At 60.9% G+C, this 20688-nt stretch carries 18 protein-coding genes; 12 read left to right on the plus strand and 6 right to left on the minus strand.

Annotation, left to right across the window (positions count from 1 at the left end; all coding sequences use genetic code 11):
• Positions 1-36 precede the first annotated feature (36 nt).
• The 5 genes from B0G80_RS39310 to B0G80_RS39330 all read left to right on the plus strand — a co-directional run bounded on the left by B0G80_RS39310 (position 37) and on the right by B0G80_RS39330 (position 6644).
• Entirely contained in the window at positions 37-1206 is a 1170-nt protein-coding gene (locus B0G80_RS39310) for a polysaccharide biosynthesis/export family protein (protein ID WP_116122981.1), read from the plus strand.
• A complete protein-coding gene (locus B0G80_RS39315) occupies positions 1203-1688 on the plus strand; it encodes a low molecular weight protein-tyrosine-phosphatase (protein ID WP_116122982.1) in 486 nt (161 codons plus the stop codon). Before B0G80_RS39310 ends, B0G80_RS39315 begins: the two co-directional genes overlap by 4 nt.
• Positions 1685-3919 (plus strand): polysaccharide biosynthesis tyrosine autokinase, encoded by a 2235-nt coding sequence (locus B0G80_RS39320; protein WP_116122983.1) that lies wholly within the window; start codon positions 1685-1687, stop codon positions 3917-3919. The genes B0G80_RS39315 and B0G80_RS39320 overlap by 4 nt, the downstream gene beginning before the upstream one ends.
• 235 nt (positions 3920-4154) lie before the next feature.
• Positions 4155-5429, plus strand: a complete 1275-nt coding sequence (locus tag B0G80_RS39325; RefSeq protein ID WP_181920161.1) for an EpsG family protein — start codon at positions 4155-4157, stop codon at positions 5427-5429.
• Between the two features lie 21 nt (positions 5430-5450).
• Positions 5451-6644, plus strand: a complete 1194-nt coding sequence (locus tag B0G80_RS39330; RefSeq protein ID WP_258879171.1) for a sialidase family protein — start codon at positions 5451-5453, stop codon at positions 6642-6644.
• Between the two features lie 142 nt (positions 6645-6786).
• Here the strand turns inward: B0G80_RS39330 and B0G80_RS39335 are convergent, their stop codons facing one another.
• The 5 genes from B0G80_RS39335 to B0G80_RS39355 form a co-directional block, all read right to left on the minus strand.
• Positions 6787-7038: a hypothetical protein gene (locus B0G80_RS39335; RefSeq protein WP_258879172.1), complete on the minus strand. Its 252-nt coding sequence runs from the start codon at positions 7036-7038 to the stop codon at positions 6787-6789.
• A 518-nt stretch (positions 7039-7556) separates the two neighbouring features.
• Positions 7557-8825, minus strand: coding sequence for an isoprenylcysteine carboxylmethyltransferase family protein (locus tag B0G80_RS39340; protein ID WP_116122986.1), 1269 nt, complete (start codon positions 8823-8825; stop codon positions 7557-7559).
• 78 nt (positions 8826-8903) lie between these two features.
• Entirely contained in the window at positions 8904-10667 is a 1764-nt protein-coding gene (locus tag B0G80_RS39345; protein WP_116122987.1) for a collagen-like triple helix repeat-containing protein, read from the minus strand.
• Between the two features lie 281 nt (positions 10668-10948).
• Positions 10949-12109 (minus strand): iron-containing alcohol dehydrogenase, encoded by a 1161-nt coding sequence (locus tag B0G80_RS39350; RefSeq protein WP_116123905.1) that lies wholly within the window; start codon positions 12107-12109, stop codon positions 10949-10951.
• A complete protein-coding gene (locus tag B0G80_RS39355) occupies positions 12109-12417 on the minus strand; it encodes a putative quinol monooxygenase (RefSeq protein ID WP_116122988.1) in 309 nt (102 codons plus the stop codon). Before B0G80_RS39355 ends, B0G80_RS39350 begins: the two co-directional genes overlap by 1 nt.
• A 500-nt stretch (positions 12418-12917) precedes the next feature.
• Here B0G80_RS39355 and B0G80_RS39365 point away from each other — a divergent pair, with 500 nt between their 5' ends.
• The 7 genes from B0G80_RS39365 to B0G80_RS39395 all read left to right on the plus strand — a co-directional run bounded on the left by B0G80_RS39365 (position 12918) and on the right by B0G80_RS39395 (position 19974).
• Positions 12918-13589, plus strand: a complete 672-nt coding sequence (locus tag B0G80_RS39365) for an RNA polymerase factor sigma-70 (RefSeq protein WP_116122989.1) — start codon at positions 12918-12920, stop codon at positions 13587-13589.
• 128 nt (positions 13590-13717) lie between these two features.
• Positions 13718-13957, plus strand: coding sequence for an MbtH family NRPS accessory protein (locus B0G80_RS39370; protein ID WP_106278652.1), 240 nt, complete (start codon positions 13718-13720; stop codon positions 13955-13957).
• Positions 13958-14044: 87 nt separating this feature from the next.
• The gene (locus tag B0G80_RS39375) at positions 14045-15067 is read left to right on the plus strand and encodes a TauD/TfdA family dioxygenase (protein ID WP_116122990.1); all 1023 of its coding nucleotides are present in this window, start codon (positions 14045-14047) and stop codon (positions 15065-15067) included.
• The gene (locus B0G80_RS39380) at positions 15064-15930 is read left to right on the plus strand and encodes an ABC transporter ATP-binding protein (protein ID WP_116122991.1); all 867 of its coding nucleotides are present in this window, start codon (positions 15064-15066) and stop codon (positions 15928-15930) included. Before B0G80_RS39375 ends, B0G80_RS39380 begins: the two co-directional genes overlap by 4 nt.
• Complete coding sequence (gene fhuB / locus B0G80_RS39385) at positions 15927-18035, plus strand: Fe(3+)-hydroxamate ABC transporter permease FhuB (RefSeq protein WP_116122992.1); 2109 nt, start codon at positions 15927-15929, stop codon at positions 18033-18035. Before B0G80_RS39380 ends, fhuB begins: the two co-directional genes overlap by 4 nt.
• Positions 18035-18850 carry a siderophore-iron reductase FhuF gene (fhuF, locus tag B0G80_RS39390; protein ID WP_116122993.1) on the plus strand — a complete coding sequence of 272 codons (816 nt, stop codon included), beginning with the start codon at positions 18035-18037 and terminating at the stop codon, positions 18848-18850. Before fhuB ends, fhuF begins: the two co-directional genes overlap by 1 nt.
• A 26-nt stretch (positions 18851-18876) precedes the next feature.
• Positions 18877-19974 (plus strand): ABC transporter substrate-binding protein, encoded by a 1098-nt coding sequence (locus B0G80_RS39395; protein ID WP_116122994.1) that lies wholly within the window; start codon positions 18877-18879, stop codon positions 19972-19974.
• Between the two features lie 118 nt (positions 19975-20092).
• Here B0G80_RS39395 and B0G80_RS39400 read toward each other — a convergent pair whose 3' ends face one another.
• On the minus strand, positions 20093-20533 hold the full coding sequence (locus B0G80_RS39400; RefSeq protein ID WP_116122995.1) for a YciI family protein: 441 nt from the start codon (positions 20531-20533) through the stop codon (positions 20093-20095).
• Positions 20534-20688: the final 155 nt, after the last annotated feature.

Consider the following 20688-nt stretch of genomic DNA (forward strand, 5'->3'; position numbering starts at 1 on the left):
TGAAGATAAAAAGCTATAGGCCATACGGGGAAATCAATGTCGGTTAAGACCAACTGTTTATCGGGCGCCGGTGCGTCTCGCCGTTCTATCGTGGCGCGCGTGACTTCATGCCTATTCACCGTGGCGTTTCTCGCAGGATGTGCGGCCGCGCCGGGAATGAGAATGGAGAGGCCGCCTGGCATTGCGAATTCGGCCAACGCTTCCAGTCCGACGGAAGCGAAGCTTTCCGTTCCGATTATCGATATCGATTTATCGCTGATCAAGAAGATCCGCGAGTCCAATCGCAGCGTTCATCTCGACTCGACTGGTTTGGAGCGAGCGGCGGGTTCATACAAGATCGGTGCTGGGGACGTGCTTCAAATAACGGTTTGGGACCACCCCGAACTAGCTGCCGCTCTGGGTGGCCAGTCCCAAGCGGCCGCGCGGCCCTCCGATGCGCCGCCGGGTTTCGTCGTGGATGAAGCCGGCTACCTGGTATTCCCGTACGCGGGCCGAATACATGTGGCCGGTTTGCGGCCCGAACAGGTGCAAGCCATCCTGTCAGAGTCGTTCACTAAGGCATTTCGTGACCCGCAAGTAACCGTTCGCGTTGCGTCCTTTCGCTCTCAGCGTGTTTATGTCGAAGGGGAAGTGCATGCGCCAGGTACTCAAGTCATCAACGATATACAGATGAACCTGGTCGATGCCGTCAGCCGGGCGGGTGGGTTTTCGTCGACCGCAGATCAAAGTCACGTTGAATTGAAGCGCAAATCGATGACTACGGTGATCGACATGTCCAGTGCGAGAAACGAGAAACTGGATCCTTCGCAGATCGTACTGAAAGACGGTGATGTGTTGCGAATTCCGCCCAGAGACGAATTCGGTGTTTTCGTAATGGGGGAGGTGAATAAGCCGGTAACTGCCATTCCGCGTACTACCGGATCATTGAGTTTGAGTGAAGCTTTGGCACAGGCCGGAAGTCTGAACTCCAATTCGGCGGATGCTGCGCAATTGTATGTTGTCCGCGGATCGCTCGACGGGGCGCCGGAAATATTCCATCTGGACGCGCGTTCGCCAGTGGCGATGGTGCTTGCGAACGAGTTTCCATTGAAACCCAAAGACATTGTCTACGTCGACGGTAACGGACTAGTTCGTTTCAATCGCGTGTTGACTCTGCTATTGCCGGCTATCAACGCTGGTCTTACCGCGGCGATCGTAACCAAATGATTCGACAGATCCTGGTTGTGTGCGAAGGCAATGTTTGTCGCAGCCCGATGGCGGCCGCGTTTCTACGGTCGAAACTCGAAGGTGTTTCGGTGAGCTCCGCCGGACTCAACGCATTGGTTGGAAGTCCCGCGCCTGAGTTCGCGTGCGACGTCATGCGTTTGCGAAGCATGCCAATCGACCAGCACCGGGCTCAGCAGATCACTGACGAGCTGTGCAGAAACACCGAATTGATCCTCGTGATGGATAGCGATCAGCGCCGTGAACTGGAGACCAGATATCCGTTCTCGAAAGGCAAGGTGTACCGCGTTGGTGAGTATGGCGTGTTCGACATTGAGGATCCATATCGCCAGGGAAGGACAGTGTTCGAGCATTGCGCCCAAACAATCGAAACGGGCGTCACCGCATGGGTCAAACGCCTCGGTCTGATCGCAAGCGGATCCCACGCGCGGTCCAATTATCCCGAGAATCGGAGCCGGACATGAATCTTGCAGACACGCCTCACATTGAAACGACTCAAGACGACGAGAGCAAAGAGTTCTTTGACGTTCTCGATACGCTGATTGAGAACCGCTGGATGATTGCGATCGTCACGGGGCTGTTCCTTCTTGCCGGTATCTCATACGCTTTGCTGTCGAGGCCGGTATATCAAGCTCAGATTATGGTTCAGGTCGAGGACAGCCCTGATACTTCAGCCGCAAAAAGTTTGCTCGGCGATGTTTCTTCGCTGTTTGACGTCAAGTCGAGCGCTGCTGCGGAGACGCAAATCATTGCCTCGGAACTGGTCGTTTCACGTACCGTCGATAAGCTCAAGCTGTATATTCGTGCTGAGCCGGTTCGCTTCCCGCTTATTGGCGACTTCGTTTCGCGCTACGTCGACGGCATTTCGGCGCCGGGTGTGTTTGGGATGGGCGGATTTGCCTGGGGCGAAGAGAGTGTCGATGTCCCCGTTTTTAATGTTCCAAAGCGTATGGAAGGCAAGAGCTTCAGGCTGACGATCCTACCCTCCGGACGCTTCAGTCTTGATGCGTGGGCATTGGATCACAGACTCCAAGGGGTAGTGGGTTCGCTGCAGCGCTTCCAGACGAACCAGGGAATCTTTGAAATCAGGATTGCGCACGTTGCTGCGAATCCCGGCACCATCTTCAGGCTCATTCGCAACTCTCCGCTTCAAGCCAGTGCCGATTTGCAGGACCAACTCGAGGTCCAGGAAAAGGTTAAGCAGTCCGAGGTGGTGATCGCAACGCTCCGTGATACAGATCGGATACTTGCCAGTAGAACCCTCAACGAAATCGGCGCCCAATATATCAAGCAGAATATCGACCGGAAGTCGGCGGAAGCTGCGCAATCCCTCGAGTTTCTCAATTCTCAGTTGCCGCAGTTGAAAGGTCAGTTGCGAGAAGCGGAAGCAAAGTTGACGAAGTTGAGAGATGAACGTCGCACAGTCGATCTTACGGAAGAGGGAAAGCTTGCCCTCGCGCAATCTGCCGACGCTAAAACCCGTCTGCTTGAATTGCAGGAAAAGCGTCGCGAACTCACGTCTCGCTTTGCCGATACGCACCCAAGTGTGGTTGCGTTAGATTCGCAGATCGCCGCTTTGTCGTCATATCAGAAGGACGCTGAATCCCAACTCAGAAAGCTACCGGATATTCAGCAAGACCTGGTTCGCCTGATGCTCGATATCAAGGTGGATACAGATCTCTACACCGCGCTGCTGGGCAATATGCAGCAACTCGAGTTGGTGCGGGCCGGCAAGGTTGGAAACGTCAGGCTAGTCGACACAGCGTCGGTCCCTGAGATTCCTGTTTCGCCGAAAAAACCATTAATTATCATCGCAGCATTCATTTTCGGAATTCTTTCCGGTTGTGCCGCAGCCGTATGCCGCTCGATGCTGTTCCGTGGCATGACTGATCCAACCGATATGGAGCGTCGTCTCTCTTTGCCGGTTCACGCGATCGTTCCACTGAGCCAGCAGCAAAAGCGGCTGAGTCACCGCACGCGGCGGAGCGAGGAGGATGCAGAAGCTCTGCTCTGCATAGCATTTCCAAACGACCCGGCTATCGAGAGTCTGAGGAGTCTGCGCACCGCAACGCAGTTCTCGATGCTGGACGCGAAGAACAATGTAATTCTGATCGCAGGCCCCGCGCCCGGTGTAGGCAAGAGCTTCATTGCGTCAAATTTCGCCTCCGTCCTGGCGTTGGGTGGGCAGCGAGTAATGCTGATAGACGGCGATATTAGAAAAGGACGTTTGAGCGACGTTTTCGGCGTAAAGAGGAATCGCGGTCTTACGGACGTGATAGTCGGTTCTGTAGATCCGTCGGAGGCGATTCATAGAAATGTCGTCGAAGGCCTTGATTTAATCACCACCGGAACGTTGCCGCCCAACCCGTCCGAGCTTCTGCTCAACACGGGACTGCCCCGTTTGATCGAGCGTCTGAGCAACGAGTACGACGTCGTGTTGATTGATTCACCGCCGGTGCTCGCTGTGGCCGACACTACGACGCTTGCGGTTCTTGCGGGGACGGTCCTGCTCGTAGCCCATTCAGGCAGTACCAAACTCGGCGAGGTGGCTGAATCGAGAAAGCGGCTGGCACAAAACGGCATTCGCCTGAATGGTGTCATTTTCAACGGCGTCAACCCACAACTTGGCCGCTACGGATATGGTTCGCGGTATGGAAGCTATCGGTATATGGCGTACGAGTATGCGTCGAAGTAATTGGCCTTGCGGCCGTTCAATCTGCGTGATCTGCATGTCGTGATGGACGAAAGCGGCGCGTTCGGAATGGTCAGTAGCAGTGATGGGCGGGAGAGCCGCTCTAACTTGGCGACTGTATCCCGCTGTAGATGCGCGATGCTAGTTCCTGATTGTCGCTTTGGGCCCGAAGACTGCAAGCGGTGGCATGGCTTTCACGAAGCGGCGGTGCGTCAAGAGAGTACAAACGGTCCAGCTTATGCCGAAAGCACACAATATCTTCGGGCGGGGTGAAAGAATGTCACGTCTTGCGGTTGTCGATGGAGCGAAGTTACACGCGCACTGGAATCAGGGCTTCGTCTGGTTTGCGTTGATGGCATTGCTATTGTTCGGTGCGTTGTTCCCGTTCGCCGGTTTTTATACATTACTTCTCGTGGTTACTCTGACGTCTGGCGCCCACTCTCCGCGTCGAGAAATAGTGGGTTTGTTATGCGTGGCCAGCGTCATAGTGATTGGTCCGTTGCTTGCGCTCAAGCTTCCGCTGGATAACGGCGGAAACGACAAGATACAGTACCTGGACTTTATGCGGACGATGGGTGCGTCAGGCATCACTCACTACATGGTCTCGCAACCGGAGGTGCTGTCTTTTTCGACTCTGTATCTGGCGTGGACGCTATTCGGCCCTACCGATTTCGCGTTTCTTTTTATCTTCGGCTTGTCGTTTTCGTTGCTGCTGATAGCAGTGTGGCGCATCGAATACCGTGCGATACCGCTTTTCTTCCTGCTCTTCACGTCATCCGCGGCCTTCTATAACTCATATGGAAACGTTATCCGACAAGCAATGGCGTTTCCGTTTATGTTTCTATTGTTTTCATGTTCGAAGAGCCGGGGCCGATTGGCCTTTGTTCTGCTCGCGGGTCTCGCTCATCTTCCGAGTCTTTTAATCGGAGCCCCTTATGTTGCTTACCGATTGTTCAGGAAGTGGGCTGTCTGGGCGTCAATTGTCGTCGCAGGAGCCATACTTTTCGTCTCAAGTTACAACATGCAGGCCCTTAGTTCGATGAGCGGCAATGACGGCTACATGTCGAAGAAAATCGGTCTGTACAGCGCTTGGGATTCGTATAGTGTAGCCACGGTCGCTGCTGTAGCCACCGCGATCTTCATCATCAATAACGTGGTCTGGAAAAAATTAAAGGTCAAGATATCGGCAGCGAAGGACCGCGGTGCCGGCGTCGTGGAGGCACTCTGGGTCGCCTCAAATTTTGCTTTTCTGAGCATGGTGGCAACCTACAACCTGTCCAAGGTATTTGAAAGAGTCTACATCTATTTCTTTTCTATATCGTTGGTCTACCTTTCCGTCGCTATTTCCCGCAGCCGACGCGGGCCGGAAAAAACGCTTGTGCTGATCGGCGCGATGGCCTACTCCACGTACGGGCTTATGAAGAACCTTCAGCTTGGCGATCTGTTGTTTGCCGGCGATCCAATTGGCTATCTGACTGCAAGTTTCCTGGACTTGTATCGAAATTTCATTTGAATTGTGATGCGGGAGATCCAATTGACATTAGCCATTGCAATGGTAAACGTATCGGCGTTAAGACAAAACGTGGGGAGAACCGCTATTGCGGCGGCGACGGTCGCAATTGTATTTCTGTGGAGCGGGGCGAGTGCTTCACCAATAGCTAATAATGCGACACCCGGTGTAGTAGTCGCTCATAGCCCTGCAAAGACGGCCATATACTTGGGGTCGCCGGCCATTGCGATTCTCGACGATGGAACCTACGTCATAACGCACGACACTTTTGGACCCAACTCGTCGCTGGATACTACGGAGGTCTACCGCTCTCACGATAGGGGGCGGTCATGGGCAAAGCTGGCCGACGTGAAGGGTCAGTATTTTTCTTCAGTATTCGTTCACCGTGGCGCGCTTTATCTGATCGGGACTTCGCGGTTGGAAGGCGCAGTTGTCATTCGTCGATCGCTCGACGACGGTAAGACGTGGTCAGTCCCGACCGATGCGAATAGTGGCGTGCTTGCCTCTGATGGGAAATACTTTTCCGCTGCGACACCCACTGTGACAGCCGGCAGGAGGCTGTGGAAATCCATGGAGACAATTAACGGAGGCGTGGCTGCGGGACTGATTTCGGCAGACGTCAATAGTGACCTATGCAAAGCTGGCAGTTGGACTTTTACCGCTGCGCTGAGGCCAGATTCGCAATGGCTCGATGGGAAATTCAAAGGGTGGCTAGAAGGGAACGCGGTCGTCACGCCCAAGGGGAAAGTCGTGGATGTGCTGCGGGTCTACTACGATTTCCAGCCGGAACAGGCCGCCATAGTAACGGTTGATGAAGATGAACGGCACTTGGCGTTCGATCCTAAAACCGGGTTTGTGGCGATGCCAGGCGCAGGAAAGAAGTTCACGATACGCTTCGACCCGAGTTCAGGTCTTTACTGGTCGCTGACCAACGCGGTTTTGCCGGGTAGCTATCACGGGAACAACTTCGAGCGCGCTCGCAATACGCTCGCTTTAATTTCGTCTTCGGATTTGCATCACTGGGATGTTCGGCGCGTCGTACTGCATGCGGATAACTCAGATACGCACGGGTATCAATACGTTGACTGGGTGTTCGACGGATCGGACATTGCCGCCGCGATCCGGACTGCTTCCGACGACGATGAAGGGGGCGCGCACTCGCAGCACGATTCAAACTTTGTCACGTTTCTGCGCGTGTCCAATTTTGCCCACCCGTGAGACTACGCTGATTTGGAAGATGAGAAGCGCAAACGCGTTTGTGCTTTGAGCCTGCTCGAAAATGTCTCAGGTCGTCAATGCAACACGGGCGACCGGCGCTGAAGCTCGCATACCGCATCAGCCTTGTCCGCCATACTCCTCATTACCGCGGGCTCCATGGCGCGCGAATCTGAACACCAACCCCCTTTTTCTTCGCGCCCTTTTCCGCCTCGAACCTATCCAGATCCCCCAGCAAATGCTGGATCTGCGAAGCTTGCATTTCAGTCAACCGGAATTCGCTCTGTATCCGCTGAAGCCGCCTCCGCCAGTAAGCCGGCTGCAACACGGGCTCACCGCGAAACGCGCTCAGCGACGGCACCATCACACGCGCCACGTGCGCGATGTCTTCATCCATTGTCATGCCATAACCCCGATGACCTCACTGTTCATTTAGTAGTGGCCCTATTCATATGTTGCGGTGGACTGAATCTATCAGGCAGTGCGTGTCCGATTGCGGCGGCCATCATCCTACAAAGCCGGAATCCCCCGGTCAAGGTTTCCAATTCCCGATGACGCAAGAACGGCCCGACCCAAACGGGCCGTCACGTGGTCTGTTCAATCCGACATGCGCTTGCTGCACTGCATGATCTGCTGTTTCGTCATCGGTTCCCGGCAATCGTGTAGTGGCGATCGACGCCAATGGTGATCCGGCTGCAACTATGACCGATACGAAGAAAGACACGCTAGCCGGGTCGAAAGCCAGCGACTTCGAGCGTGTTGTCAGTGATTTGCATCGATGGAAAGGCGACCCGCTTACGGTTGGCCTGCAATGTGTCCAATGACGCTGCTTGCTCGATTGGCGTTGGCCGTGAGCAACTCCTGATTGAGCTGGTTGTGGGTATTGGAGCGCAGGCTTTTCTCAGACTTCGCTGCTCAATCAAACACTCGCGACAACCTGGCAAAGACGCCATTGCGCGCAATCCACTCCGCGTACTCCCGGTACTCCAGATCATTCATCAAATGCTTTTCTTCCGTCTTCGCCCGCAAGAAATAAAGCGTGTTCACCGCCAGTAGCGCCGCGCAATGCGTCACCGCTGCTCGCCATCCCAGCGGCTCGACAAACGGTACTGTCACCATCCAGTAAGACAGATTCTTCGCGATATAGGCGGGATGCTTTGTGAACCGGTAGGGTCCCGAAGTAATGATCCCGCGATTGGTCAGATTCGAAAACCGCAAACCGAACGAGATGGTCGCCAGCGCATAGCACAGCAGCAACGCAACGATGACCGTACCCCACACGACTCGCACAACCGGCATCGAAATAAGCCAGTTGTCCCAGAACACCGAACCTTCGTAGCGAATGTACTGGTTCGATATGAGCGACCAGAATGGCTGATAGCAGATCAGCGCGACGAGCCAACCCAACGTCGTCGGCTCTGCGCTGCGCACGTGACTGTCGAGTATGCGCAACGTGCAGAGGTAACCCACAGTGCCGAACATCAAGTCCATCGCAAAGGACAGGTCATACATAAACCGGAATGCCGCGAGCGAAAACGGCGCGTTCAGCGCGGCCGTCAACGACGCGGTGAGATGATCCGCATTGGTGGACAGGTAGACGATCATCAGTGGAAGGAAGAATGCCTTGACCATCCATCCCGCCAGCATCTCGCGCACTGGGCGCCAGTTCGCGGGACGCTCGCCGCGAAATAGGAAGCGCGCCCATAGCAGGTACGCGTCGTCGGTTTCGCGCTGATGCCGGTCCATCCACGCAAAGTAGAAAGGCGCCGCGATGAGGACATACGGCGCGAGCGTACCGAGCAGCGACCAGAACGGGCTGTAGAAGGCGCCGTGGTACTCGGGCAGCAGCCAGTAGAGCGCGCCAATGCCCGCGTACACCGAGGCGAGCGCCGCGAGGCGCAATTCCACACGCACGATGCTCAGCGGCCGCAACGCATGGCTCGCGAGGCCGGCGCTCGGGCGCAAATAGACGCGCGCGACGAACAGCTCGTAAGCGGCAATCGTCGCAATGATCGCCAGACAGGCGACGGTGCTTCGCGTCGCGCCATCGAGCGAACTGCTGTTGCGCAGCAACCAGAGCGTGAGCAGTCCGACGGCGATCCCGAGCAGGCCGATCGAAAAAGGTGTCGCCGAGCGCGGCCGCGGGTCGTGCACCCGCGCGACGGTATGGAAAGTGGAGTTCATGTCATCCCTCGTCGTCATGACATTGAAGGCGGCCGGGCTATTGATTTTTTGGTGCCCGGCCGCGTGCCTGCGTAACGCTTATTTGCCGGCCGCTGCGACGCCGCCGAGCAGTCCGCCGACCAGGTTCGTCACAGGCGCGAGCGGATTCTTGTTACCCGAGCCGCTGTTGCCCGCGGCGCCGGCCGAGCCGCCAGTCAAACCGCTGATAAGGCCCGTCACCGGATTGCCAACCGTGCCGCCCGACGAAGCCCCGGCGCCGACACCGCCTGTGACGCCGGCCGTCAACGACCCGACCACGTTGACGACAGGCGCCAGCGGACTGCCCGTGCCCGACGTCCCGCCAGGCGAACCGAGCTTGCCGAGAAGGCCGGTAAGCGGCGCGAGCAGGCCGGCCGCTCCGCCGGTGCCACCCGTGCCACCCGCTGCGCCGCCCAGCGATCCGAGGTTGCCGATCAGTCCGGTCAACGGCGGGATTGAGGTGCCGCCCGAGCCACCTGCGCCGCCCAGTCCGCCGAGCGGCCCGAGCAGACCCGTGATCGGCGCGAGCGGATTGGTGGTCGCGCCGGTGAACAGTCCGCCCGTGCCCGTCACGGTTTTGCCCAACTGGCTCACGACGCCGCCGACGTCCTTGCCGACCTGATCGCCGGTGGCGCCCGACACTTTGATGCCGGCCGCGTTGAGTCCGTTGCCGAGCGTGCCGAGCAGGTTGTTGAGCGGCGCGCCGAGGCCTGTCGTGTTGCCGAGCGTCTGCGTCGTGGTGGAGACGGTAGTGGTGATCGGGTTGATCGCCGAACTGAGCTGCGTTTCGATCTGCTGGACTGGCGCACTGGTGAGCGCGGTATTCAATCCCGAGCCCACTGCCGCGACGCCGCTGCCCACACCGCCGACTACGCTGCCCAGCGTCGACGTCACCGGGGAAAGCGGTTTCAACGGGCCGCTGCCGAGACTGTTCACCACGCCGCCCAGCGCGGTCACGGCGGCACCGGTATCGGCGACGACCCCAGAAGTCGAAGTCAGCGTCGGGCCAAGCGGATTGGCCGTGCTGCCGACCGTGCCGAGGCCCGCGGCGGTGCTGTTGCCCAGCGCCTTCACGCCGTTGCCGAGATCGGTGATCGCGTTGCCGAGGTTCGAGGTCGTTGCGCCGTTGACGCCGGGCACCGAGGTGCCGGTGATCTTGGTGCCGGTATCGGCGGCTGTCGTGCCGACGGCTGTGATGAGATTGCTGGCCTGAGTGATGATGTTGCCGACCGGGGTGGAGGAGGTGCCGGAAGTGCCGGAAGTGCCCGAAGTGCCAGAGGTGCCAGAGGTGCCAGAGGTGCCAGAGGTGCCAGAGGTGCCAGAGGTGCCAGAGGTGCCAGAGGTGCCCGAAGTGCCCGAAGTGCCCGAAGTGCCAGAGGTGCCCGAAGTGCCCGAAGTGCCCGAAGTACCCGAAGTGCCCGAAGTGCCCGAAGTGCCCGAAGTGCCCGAAGTACCCGAAGTACCCGAAGTACCCGAAGTGCCCGAAGTGCCCGAAGTGCCCGAAGTGCCCGAAGTGCCCGAAGTCCCGGAGGTGCCCGAAGTCCCGGAGGTGCCCGAAGTCCCGGAGGTGCCCGAAGTCCCGGAAGTCCCGGAGGTGCCCGAAGTCCCCGAAGTACCGGAAGTACTGGAAGTACCCGAAGTACCCGAAGTCCCGGAGGTACCCGAAGTCCCGGAGGTACCCGAAGTCCCCGCCCCCGACGTGCCGCCCAAACCGCCCCCGCCGAGCCCGGGACTTGGCGTGTTAAGCGTCGATCCGCATCCATACAGCGCGAGTAATGTGGACGTCGCCACCGCGATGGCTGTCCGACCAGCAAATTTCTTCATGATGTCCCCGTTGAACGACTATTGACGGGGCCACTGCTGCAAGTTACACGCCAAATGCTGGTTATTGCTCGATCATCCGATAAAAGCGAAGGTATATCGAAAAAATCAAACAAAATAAGAATTTATCCCGACAGAATCGCGATTTTTCGTCTCGACGCAAATCCGTGTTCCGCGAGCGTGCTACGTAACGCGAGCGCCCGCCGTAACGATACGAAGCACGCCGTAATCCATCAAAGCAGCACCTTCGCATCGGAACGGCCGGCCCACGCGTCAAACCCGCATCAAAACGCGGCCGTATAAATCGCCAGCGCATCGGCCTCCGTTACCGGCCGCGGATTATTCACCAGCAACCGCGTCTGCAACATCGCATCGCTCGCCATCCGCTCCAGCCCGCCTTGCTCGATGCCGACGTCGCGCAGACGCGCGGGAATCGCCGTCGCGGCAATCATGTGTTCGAGCCGTTCAATCAGCGCCTGCGTTTTGCTTTCGTCACTGCCCGTGACACCGGGCACCACTACCTCTGCGAGTTCCGCGTACAACGGCGCCGCCGCTGCCGCATTGAACCGCAACACATGCGGCAGCACGAGCGCGTTCGAAAGACCATGCGGCACGTGATAAATGCCGCCGATCGGATACGCGAGCGCATGGACCGCGGCAACCGGCGAATTCGCAAACGCCTGGCCCGCGAAGGTGGCGCCGAGCAGCATCGCCTCACGCGCCTCGCGGTTGCCGCCGTTCTCGCAGGCGGGCAGCAGGTTGCGCGACAACAGATCGAGCGCCTTCACCGCGAGCAGGTCGGAAACCGGATTCTTCAGATGCGCGGACGTGTACGCCTCGATGGCATGCACCATCGCATCGACGCCGGTCGCCGCGGTCGCCGCAACAGGCAGGCCAAGCGTGAGCTCGGCGTCGAGAATCGCCAGATCCGCGATCAGCTGCGGCGCGACCACGCCCATCTTCTTCGCTTCGCCCACCGTCACGATCGACACGGCCGTGACTTCGGAACCGGTGCCCGCGGTGGTCGGCATCTGCACGAGCGGCAGACGCGCGCCCCTGATCTTGTTGACGCCGTACATCTCGCTGAGCGCCTGCTGTTGCTGCGGCGCGAGCACAGCGATCAGCTTGGCCACATCCATCGACGAACCGCCGCCGAGCCCCAGCACGATTTCCGCGCCGGCGGTTCGGGCCCGCGATGTCGCTTCGAGCACGATGTGTTCGGGCGGATCGGCGATCACGTCGTCGATCACGGTGGCGTTCCAGCCATGCGCCGCGAGATCGGCGAGCGCCGGGTTCAACAACCCGCTTCTGTGCAGAAAACCATCGGTGACGACGCACACACGCGACAGCGCCGGAAATTGCGCGCGCAACAAAGCGCCGAGGCGGCGCGCGGCACCGAACTCGACGACGAGCGTCGGCACCGTTTGAAACCGGAACGGGTTCATCATGGCGCGTCTCCGGACACTAAATGGCTCTCGACTTCGCGCCGGTCGAGCAGCGGAATGATGGTGCCGAAGCCGAGTCGCTGGAAATGCTCGGTTTCGCGATGATCGGCGAGCCCGTCGGCGTCGCTGTACTTCTCGAGAATCACGAAGTGGTCCGGCTCCAGCGGCGAGCGGAAGAATTCGTAGTAAACGTTCTTCGGCTCTTTCCGGGTTGCGGCGGCGAGTTCCGTAAGGGGCTTCACGATCGCGTCGCCATTGCCGGGCTTGGCGAAAAAATGCGCGATCACCTGCAGGTCAGCATGGGCCATCAGTCACTCCAACAGGGTGAGTACATCGACGTTGCAACGTTCAGGATGCGGATTTCACGACTTGCTGTCGCGGGGTCGAGGCCACGACGGCGCCGTCCTTCATGGGCGCAGACATCAGTTGTACCAGATTCGGATCGCCTTGCTCCAGTGCGTCGACGCTGCGGGGAAATGTGTAGCGTTCCGTCGCGAAGACTTCGATGCATGCGGAGCGTGCCAGGCGTGGGAGCGCAAGAGAGCCCGACGCGATGGCTGGGGACCAGGGCACGTGTTTCCGCTGTCGCGCGGGTGTCTCGATCCGCGCGCTTCGTCGCCAATGATACGGATGCCTACATAATTTCACGCCCGCTAGCCGAGCCGTCAAACGGCCGATGACCGTTATGCATCTGGAATGCATCAGACAAAGCTATTGGAAATTGTAAGGTTATTCTAAATCTTGATTGAGAATGATTCGCGTTTACGTTAGATTGGCGCTCCATCCTTTGAGACAGCGGAGCGAATCTATGGCTGAGGTGCTCGTCCGGCGAGAGCCTTCAACAGCGATGCCGATATCGGTTCTCAACGCCGCAGGCGCCTGTCCACCGGTTTCGCGGCGCCCGCGCAATCACGCGCGTGCGGTCGATTGGAAGAAGGGCACGCTGCTCGACGTGCTGATCGACAACCGGCCGATGCTCGTCAATCTGGCGCGCGGCTTCGTGGGTTGCGCGAGTCTCGCGGAAGATGTGGTGCACGACGTCTTCATCAAACTGGTCGACTTTCCCGATCAGGACGCCGTGCGTCAGCCGGTCGCCTACGTCACGCGCATGGTGCGCAATGCGTCGATCGACGCCTTCCGCCGCCAGAGCCTCGAAAACACCTATCACGCCGACGAAGACGACGGCCTGCACGTGCCATCGCCGGAACCTTCGCCGGAGGCGGCGCTGCTCGTGCGCGACACGCTGCGGCACGTCTACAACGCGCTGGAGCAATTGCCGCCGCGCAGCCGCGCCGCCTTCGAAATGGTGCGCCTGCGCGAGGAAACGCTGCAAAACACCGCGCGCGCCCTCGACGTCTCGCAGACGCTGGTGCATTTCATGGTGCGCGACGCCGAGAAGCATTGCGCCGATTGCCTCGACGCCTGCAATCGCGGCGTGGCCGGCCCCGCGTTCTGCAGCGGCCGCGCGCGCCGGCGGTAAAAAAGCGCGCGCATCAAACGTCAACTGATTAGAAGCGGCGCGTGAGCGAATGCCCGCGTCGCAATGCCGGGACATGCCAGTGGGCGGTCCGGGCGTTTCCTGACCTTTCATCGACTGAGCCTTTCATCATGACGCAAGCACAGCAGACTTCCAGCGCCGCAGCCGGCGAGGCGGACGACCTCGTCTACACCGTCGTCATCAACGACGAAGAGCAGTACTCGATCTGGCCGACCTTCCGCGACGTGCCGGCCGGCTGGCGCGAAGTGGGCGTGCGCGGCCAGAAGGCCGAATGCCTCGCGCACATCGAGGCCGTGTGGACCGACATGCGTCCAGCCAGCTTGCGCAGACACATGGACGCAACGGCCTGAAGAACGCGACGGCCTAAAGCACGCGCAGTGCCATTGAGCGGATCGGCTGTGTCCCAACCGCGCCGCTTCAGCAAAAGGATTCAGAGTATGACCATGCTTTCCATGCCGCTGCCCACGCTCGCCGATTTATCGATCGAGCCGGGCTTGCCGACTGTCGTCTCGCCGCGCGCGGGCGCCGAGATGTCTTTGGAGGAAGCGGCGCCGCTTCTACGTTCGATCGTAGACGACACGCTCGAGCGCGCGGGCGGCGTGCTGTTCACGGGTTTTCGCGTGGCCTCGATCGACGCGTTTCAAAGTTTCGCGGGTTCGTTCGGGCATCCGCTGATCGGTTATGAGTTCGCTTCGACGCCGCGCAGCCAGGTGAAAGGCGCGGTCTATACCTCGACGGAATATCCGCCGCATCGCTCGATTCCTTTGCATAACGAGCAGTCGTACACGCGCGAATGGCCGCTGCGTATCTGGTTCCAGTGCGCGCTCGCCGCGCGCAGCGGTGGCGCAACGCCGATCGCCGATAGCCGTGCGGTCTATCGCGCGCTCGATCCGGCGCTGGTCGAGCGCTTTGCGAAGCGTGAACTGCTCTACGTACGCAACTTCGGGCAAGGGCTCGATCTGCCGTGGGAGCAGGCGTTCGGTTCGGACGACCCGCGCACCGTCGAGCAGATTTGCCGCGCACGCGGCATCGAATGTGAATGGCGCGACAGCGAAGACGGCGAACTGCTGCTGCGAACGCGCGAGCGCTGCCAGGCGGTGGCGCGCCATCCGCGCACCGGCGAGCGTGTCTGGTTCAATCAGGCGAATCTGTTCCATCTTTCGTCGCTCGACGAAGACATGCAGGAGGCGTTGATCGATTCGGTCGGCCTCGACAACGTACCGCGCAACGTCTATTACGGCGACGGCGAACCGCTCGAAGCCGACGCGCTCGCGGAAATTCGCGGCGTGCTCGATCAGCAACGGATCGTGTTCCCGTGGCTAACCGGCGACGTGCTGATGCTCGACAACATGCTGACCGCACACGCACGCGATCCGTTCGAAGGCCCGCGCAAAGTCGTGGTCGCGATGGCGCGAAGCTACAGCGAAGCCGAAGGCGAAAAGCGGACGGCCGCGCAATGACGAAATCGCAGGGCGCGGCGCTTGCGGCGCATTCGCTGACGGTCGGCTACCGCGATCACGTCGTGCTCCACGGTCTGAATCTGAACATCGCGGCCGGCCGCGTCACGGCGTTGTGCGGACCGAACGGCTGCGGCAAAAGCACGCTGCTGCGCACGCTTGCCGGCTTGCAACCGGCACTGTCCGGCAGCGTCGATGTGAACGGTGTGCCGCTCGCTTCGCATCGGCGCCGCGTGTTGGCGCGCACGCTCACCATGCTCGCGCAGTTCAATCAGATCCCCTTCGGCCTCACCGTGCGCGAGTTGGTCGCGTATGGCCGCTACGCGCACGGCGGCTGGCTGCGCGGACTCTCGCGCGCCGACCACGCGGCGATCGACGAAGCGCTCGTGACCAGCGGTCTCGCCGACGACGCCGCACGCGACGTTTCCGCACTCTCGGGCGGCGAACGGCAACGCGCGTGGGTCGCAATGGCGCTCGCGCAACAGGCGCCGATCGTGCTGCTCGACGAACCGACCACGTATCTCGACATCCATCATCAACTGGATATTCTGCGTGAATTGCGGCGCCTGAATCGCGAGCGCGGCTTGACGATCGTGTGGGTGCTTCACGACCTGAATCAGGCGGCGGCCTATAGCGACGAAATCGTGTTGATGCGCGCCGGCCGTATCGTCGCACAAGGCTCACCTGATGCAATGCTCGACCCGCGTCACTTGAACGAGACCTTCGGCGTGCCGATGCTCAAGATCGCGCACCCGCAAACGGGCGCGCCGATGTGCGTACCGGCCTATGAAGGCGACTTCATGGACAACCACGCGGACGCCGCTTCCCTCCGTGAGGAAGCGATGAGCAAGGACGTCGCCGCATGACGACGCTTGCCGCACGCAAACGCCTGCGCCATAGCACGCCGGCGATGGACAGCTATCGCGCGCCTGTCAAAAGCCGCGTCACGACAATCGGCGCAGCACTCGTCGCGTTGATCGTCATCGTGGCGGTGATGCGGCTTGCGCCCGGTTTCCGCACATGGCTGGCCGCGCCCGCGGGCAGCGATGCCGCGCAACTTGCCGGCATTCTGCTGTTCGACCTGAACGTGCCGCGCATTCTGGCGGCCCTCGTGGCGGGCGGCTGCCTCGCGGTGGCCGGCACTTTGTTTCAATCGCTCACGCGCAATCCTTTGGCTTCGCCGGATCTGCTCGGCATCACCGGCGGTGCGCAACTCGGCTTGCTTGCCGCGATGCTGGTGCCGTCGCTCGCGGGCGTGGCGTCCGTGCCGCTGCTGTTCGTGTGTGGTCTCGGCGCGGCCGCGTGCGTGGCCGCGGCGGCAGGCGGCTGGCGCGCCACGCCGTTGCGGCTCGTGCTCGCCGGCAGCGTCTGCATGCTGCTGTTCTCCGCGTTGACCACGCTGATTCTCGCGTTCTTCGAGCAGAGCATCGTCGGCGTGTCGTTGTGGGCGAGCGGCAGTCTTTATCAACCCGGCGCGGCGGGGCTCAAGATCGCCGCGTCCTGGCTCGTGCTGCCGCTGATCGCGTTGCCCTTCGTGATTCGTCCACTCGACCCGCTCGCCTTGGGTGACGACGCCGCAGCGGCAGCCGGCGTTCGCGTGGATGCCACTCGTCTCGCGGCGATGATTGTCGCGGTGGGCTTCGCGAGCGTCGCGGTCAGCGTTGCGGGGCCGCTTTCGTATGTCGGCCTGATCGCGCCGAACCTGCTGCGTCAAATGCGTGGCGCGAAAGCGTCGCGGCTGGCGGCGCTCGTGCCCTTGTCCGCGCTGGTCGGCGGCGCACTGGTGCTCGTCACCGATAGCGCCGTCCAGGCGCTCGATCTCGACGCGACGCTTTCGACCGGTGTGGCGATTGCCTTCGTCGGCAGCCCGTTGATGCTCGCGATGATCCGCAGCGGCGCCGCGTGGTCGGGCGCGTTGCACGCTGGTCAGGAGCGCGCGGTCGCGCGAGCGGGCACACGCTTCGTGCGCGCGATCGATGCGTGGCCGTGGCCGCTGACAGCATGCGTATTGGTGCTGCTCGGCGTCGTGCTCGTCTGTGCGGGCGCATCGTTCGGTCCCACGACGATCGGTGTGCAGCGCTGGCTCGCCGCGTTCGATCACCGCGACGAACTCGCGCGGATGTTGCTCGACCTGCGCTTGCCGCGCCTCATCTGCGCATTGCTCGCGGGCGCGCTGCTCGCCGCGAGCGGGGTGTTGATGCAAAGCATCGTGCGCAATCCGCTTGCCGGACCGGAGGTTCTAGGCGTGACACAGGGTGCGGGCCTCGCGACGCTCGCCGCGCTCGTGATGTGGCCGCTTGCCGCCCATTCGACGCTGGCCGCCGCTTCGCTCGCGGGTGGCGGCATCACGCTGGCCCTGACGCTGCTGCTGAATCGCCGGCATCGCTATGCGCCGCTCGCGGTCGCGCTGACGGGCATCGTCATCGGCACGCTGTGGACGACGCTCTCGCAATGGCTCATCACGCAGCAAAGCGTGCAGCCCGCGCGCTTCGTCGTGTGGCTGGTGGGCGGCACGTACGGGCGCAGTTGGGGCGAAGTGACGACGTTGCTGCCGTGGTGCGTGCTGGCCGCGCCGGTGTTCGCACTGCTCGCGCGGCCGCTCGATCTGCTTGCCTTGGGCGACGACCAGGCCGCCTCGCTGGGCTTGCCGATCGGCGTGTTGCGTCCGCTGGTGCTGACCGTGGCGATGCTTGCCACGTGCGCCGCCGTGGCCGCGGTGGGACCGGTGGGCTTTATCGGCTTGATGGCGCCGCATCTGGCATCGATGCTCGGCGCGCGGGCTCATCGCACGCGCTTGTGGCTCGCGGCGGCGTGCGGGGCGCTGGTGCTGGTCGTAGCCGATATCGCGGCGCGTACGCTGCTGGCGCCGCGCGAAATTCCCGCCGGCGTGCTGACTGCGCTGATCGGCGCCCCTTATCTGCTTGCGCTGCTGATCGTGGAGGCTCGGCGCGAGAAGCGGGGCAAACGGTGATGCGGCAACGCGACGACGATCAGCGCGCGCAGTGCTTCGCGCAATTCGCGCCGGAGTCGATCGCGCATTATCTCGAGCACGTGTGGCTCGGCACGCCGAACGCGATCGAGGAAGCCGCACTCGCCGGCGACGCAACCGCGTCGCTGAGCGTGATTCGCGTCAGCGAGTTGGCCGGGCATCGCGCCGAATTGCTCGATGCAATGGTCACGCTCTACGGCGGCGAGCGCGAAACGCATGCACGTGCGTTGTTGTCGCAATGGACCAAGTACTACTTCGGTTTTGCGGCGACGGCCGGATTCGTTGCGGCAGCGTTGCTGCGCCGGCCGCTTGCGATGTCGCCGGATAAAACGCATGTCGTGTTGCGGGATGGCCTTCCCATCGCAGCGTATTTCGCGCCCGACGCATTGCAGCCGGTTGAGTGCGATCCGGCACGCCGTTTTGCGCCGCTGGTCGATCATCTGGATTCGGTGATCGAGACGCTGTGCGCAATGACAAAAATCGCGCCGCGCGTGTTGTGGAGCAACGCCGGCAATCTGCTGGACTACCTGTTCGAACAATGCGCGCCGCAATTCGATCTGACGGGCGACATCGCGTGGCTCTTCGGTCCGATCGCTGCCGATGGCGAGACCAATCCGCTGCGTCTGCCCGTGCGCCCGGCAAAACCGCGCGCCGCGAGTCTGCCGAATCCGTTCAGCGCACGACGCGTGTGCTGCGTACGTTATGAAATTCCTGGAGAGACGCAATTGTGTGGACGCTGCCCCCTGCTATTGATGATGAGCGATGCGGAAATCGCATTGCAGGCCGCTTCGCATTGACGGTGATTAAGCTAACGACGCCCTCGATGCCAAGGTCGCGCCGCGAGAAGAAAGCTCGGCGTTTCAGGCAGCTTTGCACGCATGCGGTAATGGCGGCCACGCTGTTTTCCAACGCGTATGCATTTGCACAAGGTAGTAGCGGCGCAGCGGCCACTGCAGGCACAAGCAGCCCGACTTACCCAAACACAGCACAAGCGCAGCAGCAAACCTGCAAGCCGCTCGCCGACAACCCGATCGTCTCGCAAGCCAGCCCTTCGTTGCCTGCACAGCCGAAGCGCATCGTCGTCCTCGAATTCATGTTCGCCGAAGACCTGGCAGCCGTCGGTATCACGCCGGTCGGCATGGCCGATCCCGAGTATTACCCGGTGTGGATCGGATACGACAATGCGCGTCTTGCGTCGGTGCCCGATATCGGCACGCGTCAGGAGCCGAGTCTCGAGGCGATTGCGGCGGTCAAGCCCGATCTGATCCTTGGCGTCGGATTGCGCCATGCGCCGATTTTTGCGGCGTTAGAACGCATTGCGCCGACCGTGCTGTTCAAATACGGTCCGAACTTCACCGAAGACGGCTCGCGCGTCACGCAACTCGATTGGGGCCGCAAGATTCTGCGCACCATCGGCTGTCTGACGGGACGCGAGGAGGCGGCGCGCGCCGTCGAAGCCAAGGTCGATGCAGGATTCGCCCGCGACGCGCAGCGCCTCGCCGAAGCGGGCCGTAGCGGCGAACAGGTAGCGTGGTTGCAGGAACTGGGCTTGCCCGATCGCTACTGGGCGTTCACCGGCAACAGCACGGCAGCGGGTGTCGCGCATGCGCTCGGGCTCAATTTGTGGCCCGCTGAGGCGACGCGCGAAGGCACCGCGTACGTGAGTTCGGAAGATCTGTTGAAGAAGCCGAAGCTGACCGTGCTGTTCGTCAGTGCGACTGAAACGGATGTCCCGCTCGCCACCAAACTCGATTCGCCGATCTGGCGTTTCGTGCCGGCTCGCAGCGCGGGACGCGTCGGGCTTGTCGAGCGGAATATCTGGGGTTTTGGTGGACCGATGTCGGCGCTGCGGCTCGCCGACACGATGACAGATACGTTGCTGTCGTTGCCGGCGCCGGCTGTCAGGAAGCAGGAGCACTAATTCGACGAAGAGCCGGTTCGTGCAGAGGCCAGGCGTAGGAATCCAGCTAGCCTCCAACACGGTCCTGCGACTCCATCCGGTAGTCGGTCCGCAATCCAATCTGCTCAGACACGAATCATCAACGGCGCTGTTTACCTTGGTTGGATTCGATCTGTTGTCGCAGCCGCGCCTCGCTTTCCTGAAGTTCGGGCGTGAACGCATCTCCGAAGTCAGCAGCCTCGTAGAAGGGACGAATTTCGATTTCCGAGTCGCTCGGCATCGGGTTCGGGCAGCGGCGCACCCATTCGATTGCTTCTTCCATGGACTGCACTTGCCAGATCCAGAAGCCGGCGACTAACTCCTTGGTTTCGGCGAACGGACCGTCGACAACGCTTCGGTCCTTGCCGGAAAACTTCACCCGCACGCCCTTCGAACTGGGCTTCAGACCGTCGCAATCGACGAGGATACCGGCCTTGACCAGTTCATCGTTGAATCGGCCCATCGCCGCGAAATCTTCCTTGCTGGGCAGTTGACCCGTTTCGGATTCGGGGGTTGCCTTGACCATGACCATCACGCGCATTTTGTTTCTCCTGTCAGAAAGGTCGGTCACCTGTTTCGTCGGAAGACATGCATTCGGTGACTTCAACACTACGACGATCGAATGCGCAAGGATTCGACAGGCCAATGCAATGAAGATATAAAAAATGCGTGGAGCAAGCCGCGAAGGCGGGCGAT

The organism is Paraburkholderia sp. BL6669N2 (assembly GCF_003387275.1).
GTDB lineage: Bacteria > Pseudomonadota > Gammaproteobacteria > Burkholderiales > Burkholderiaceae > Paraburkholderia.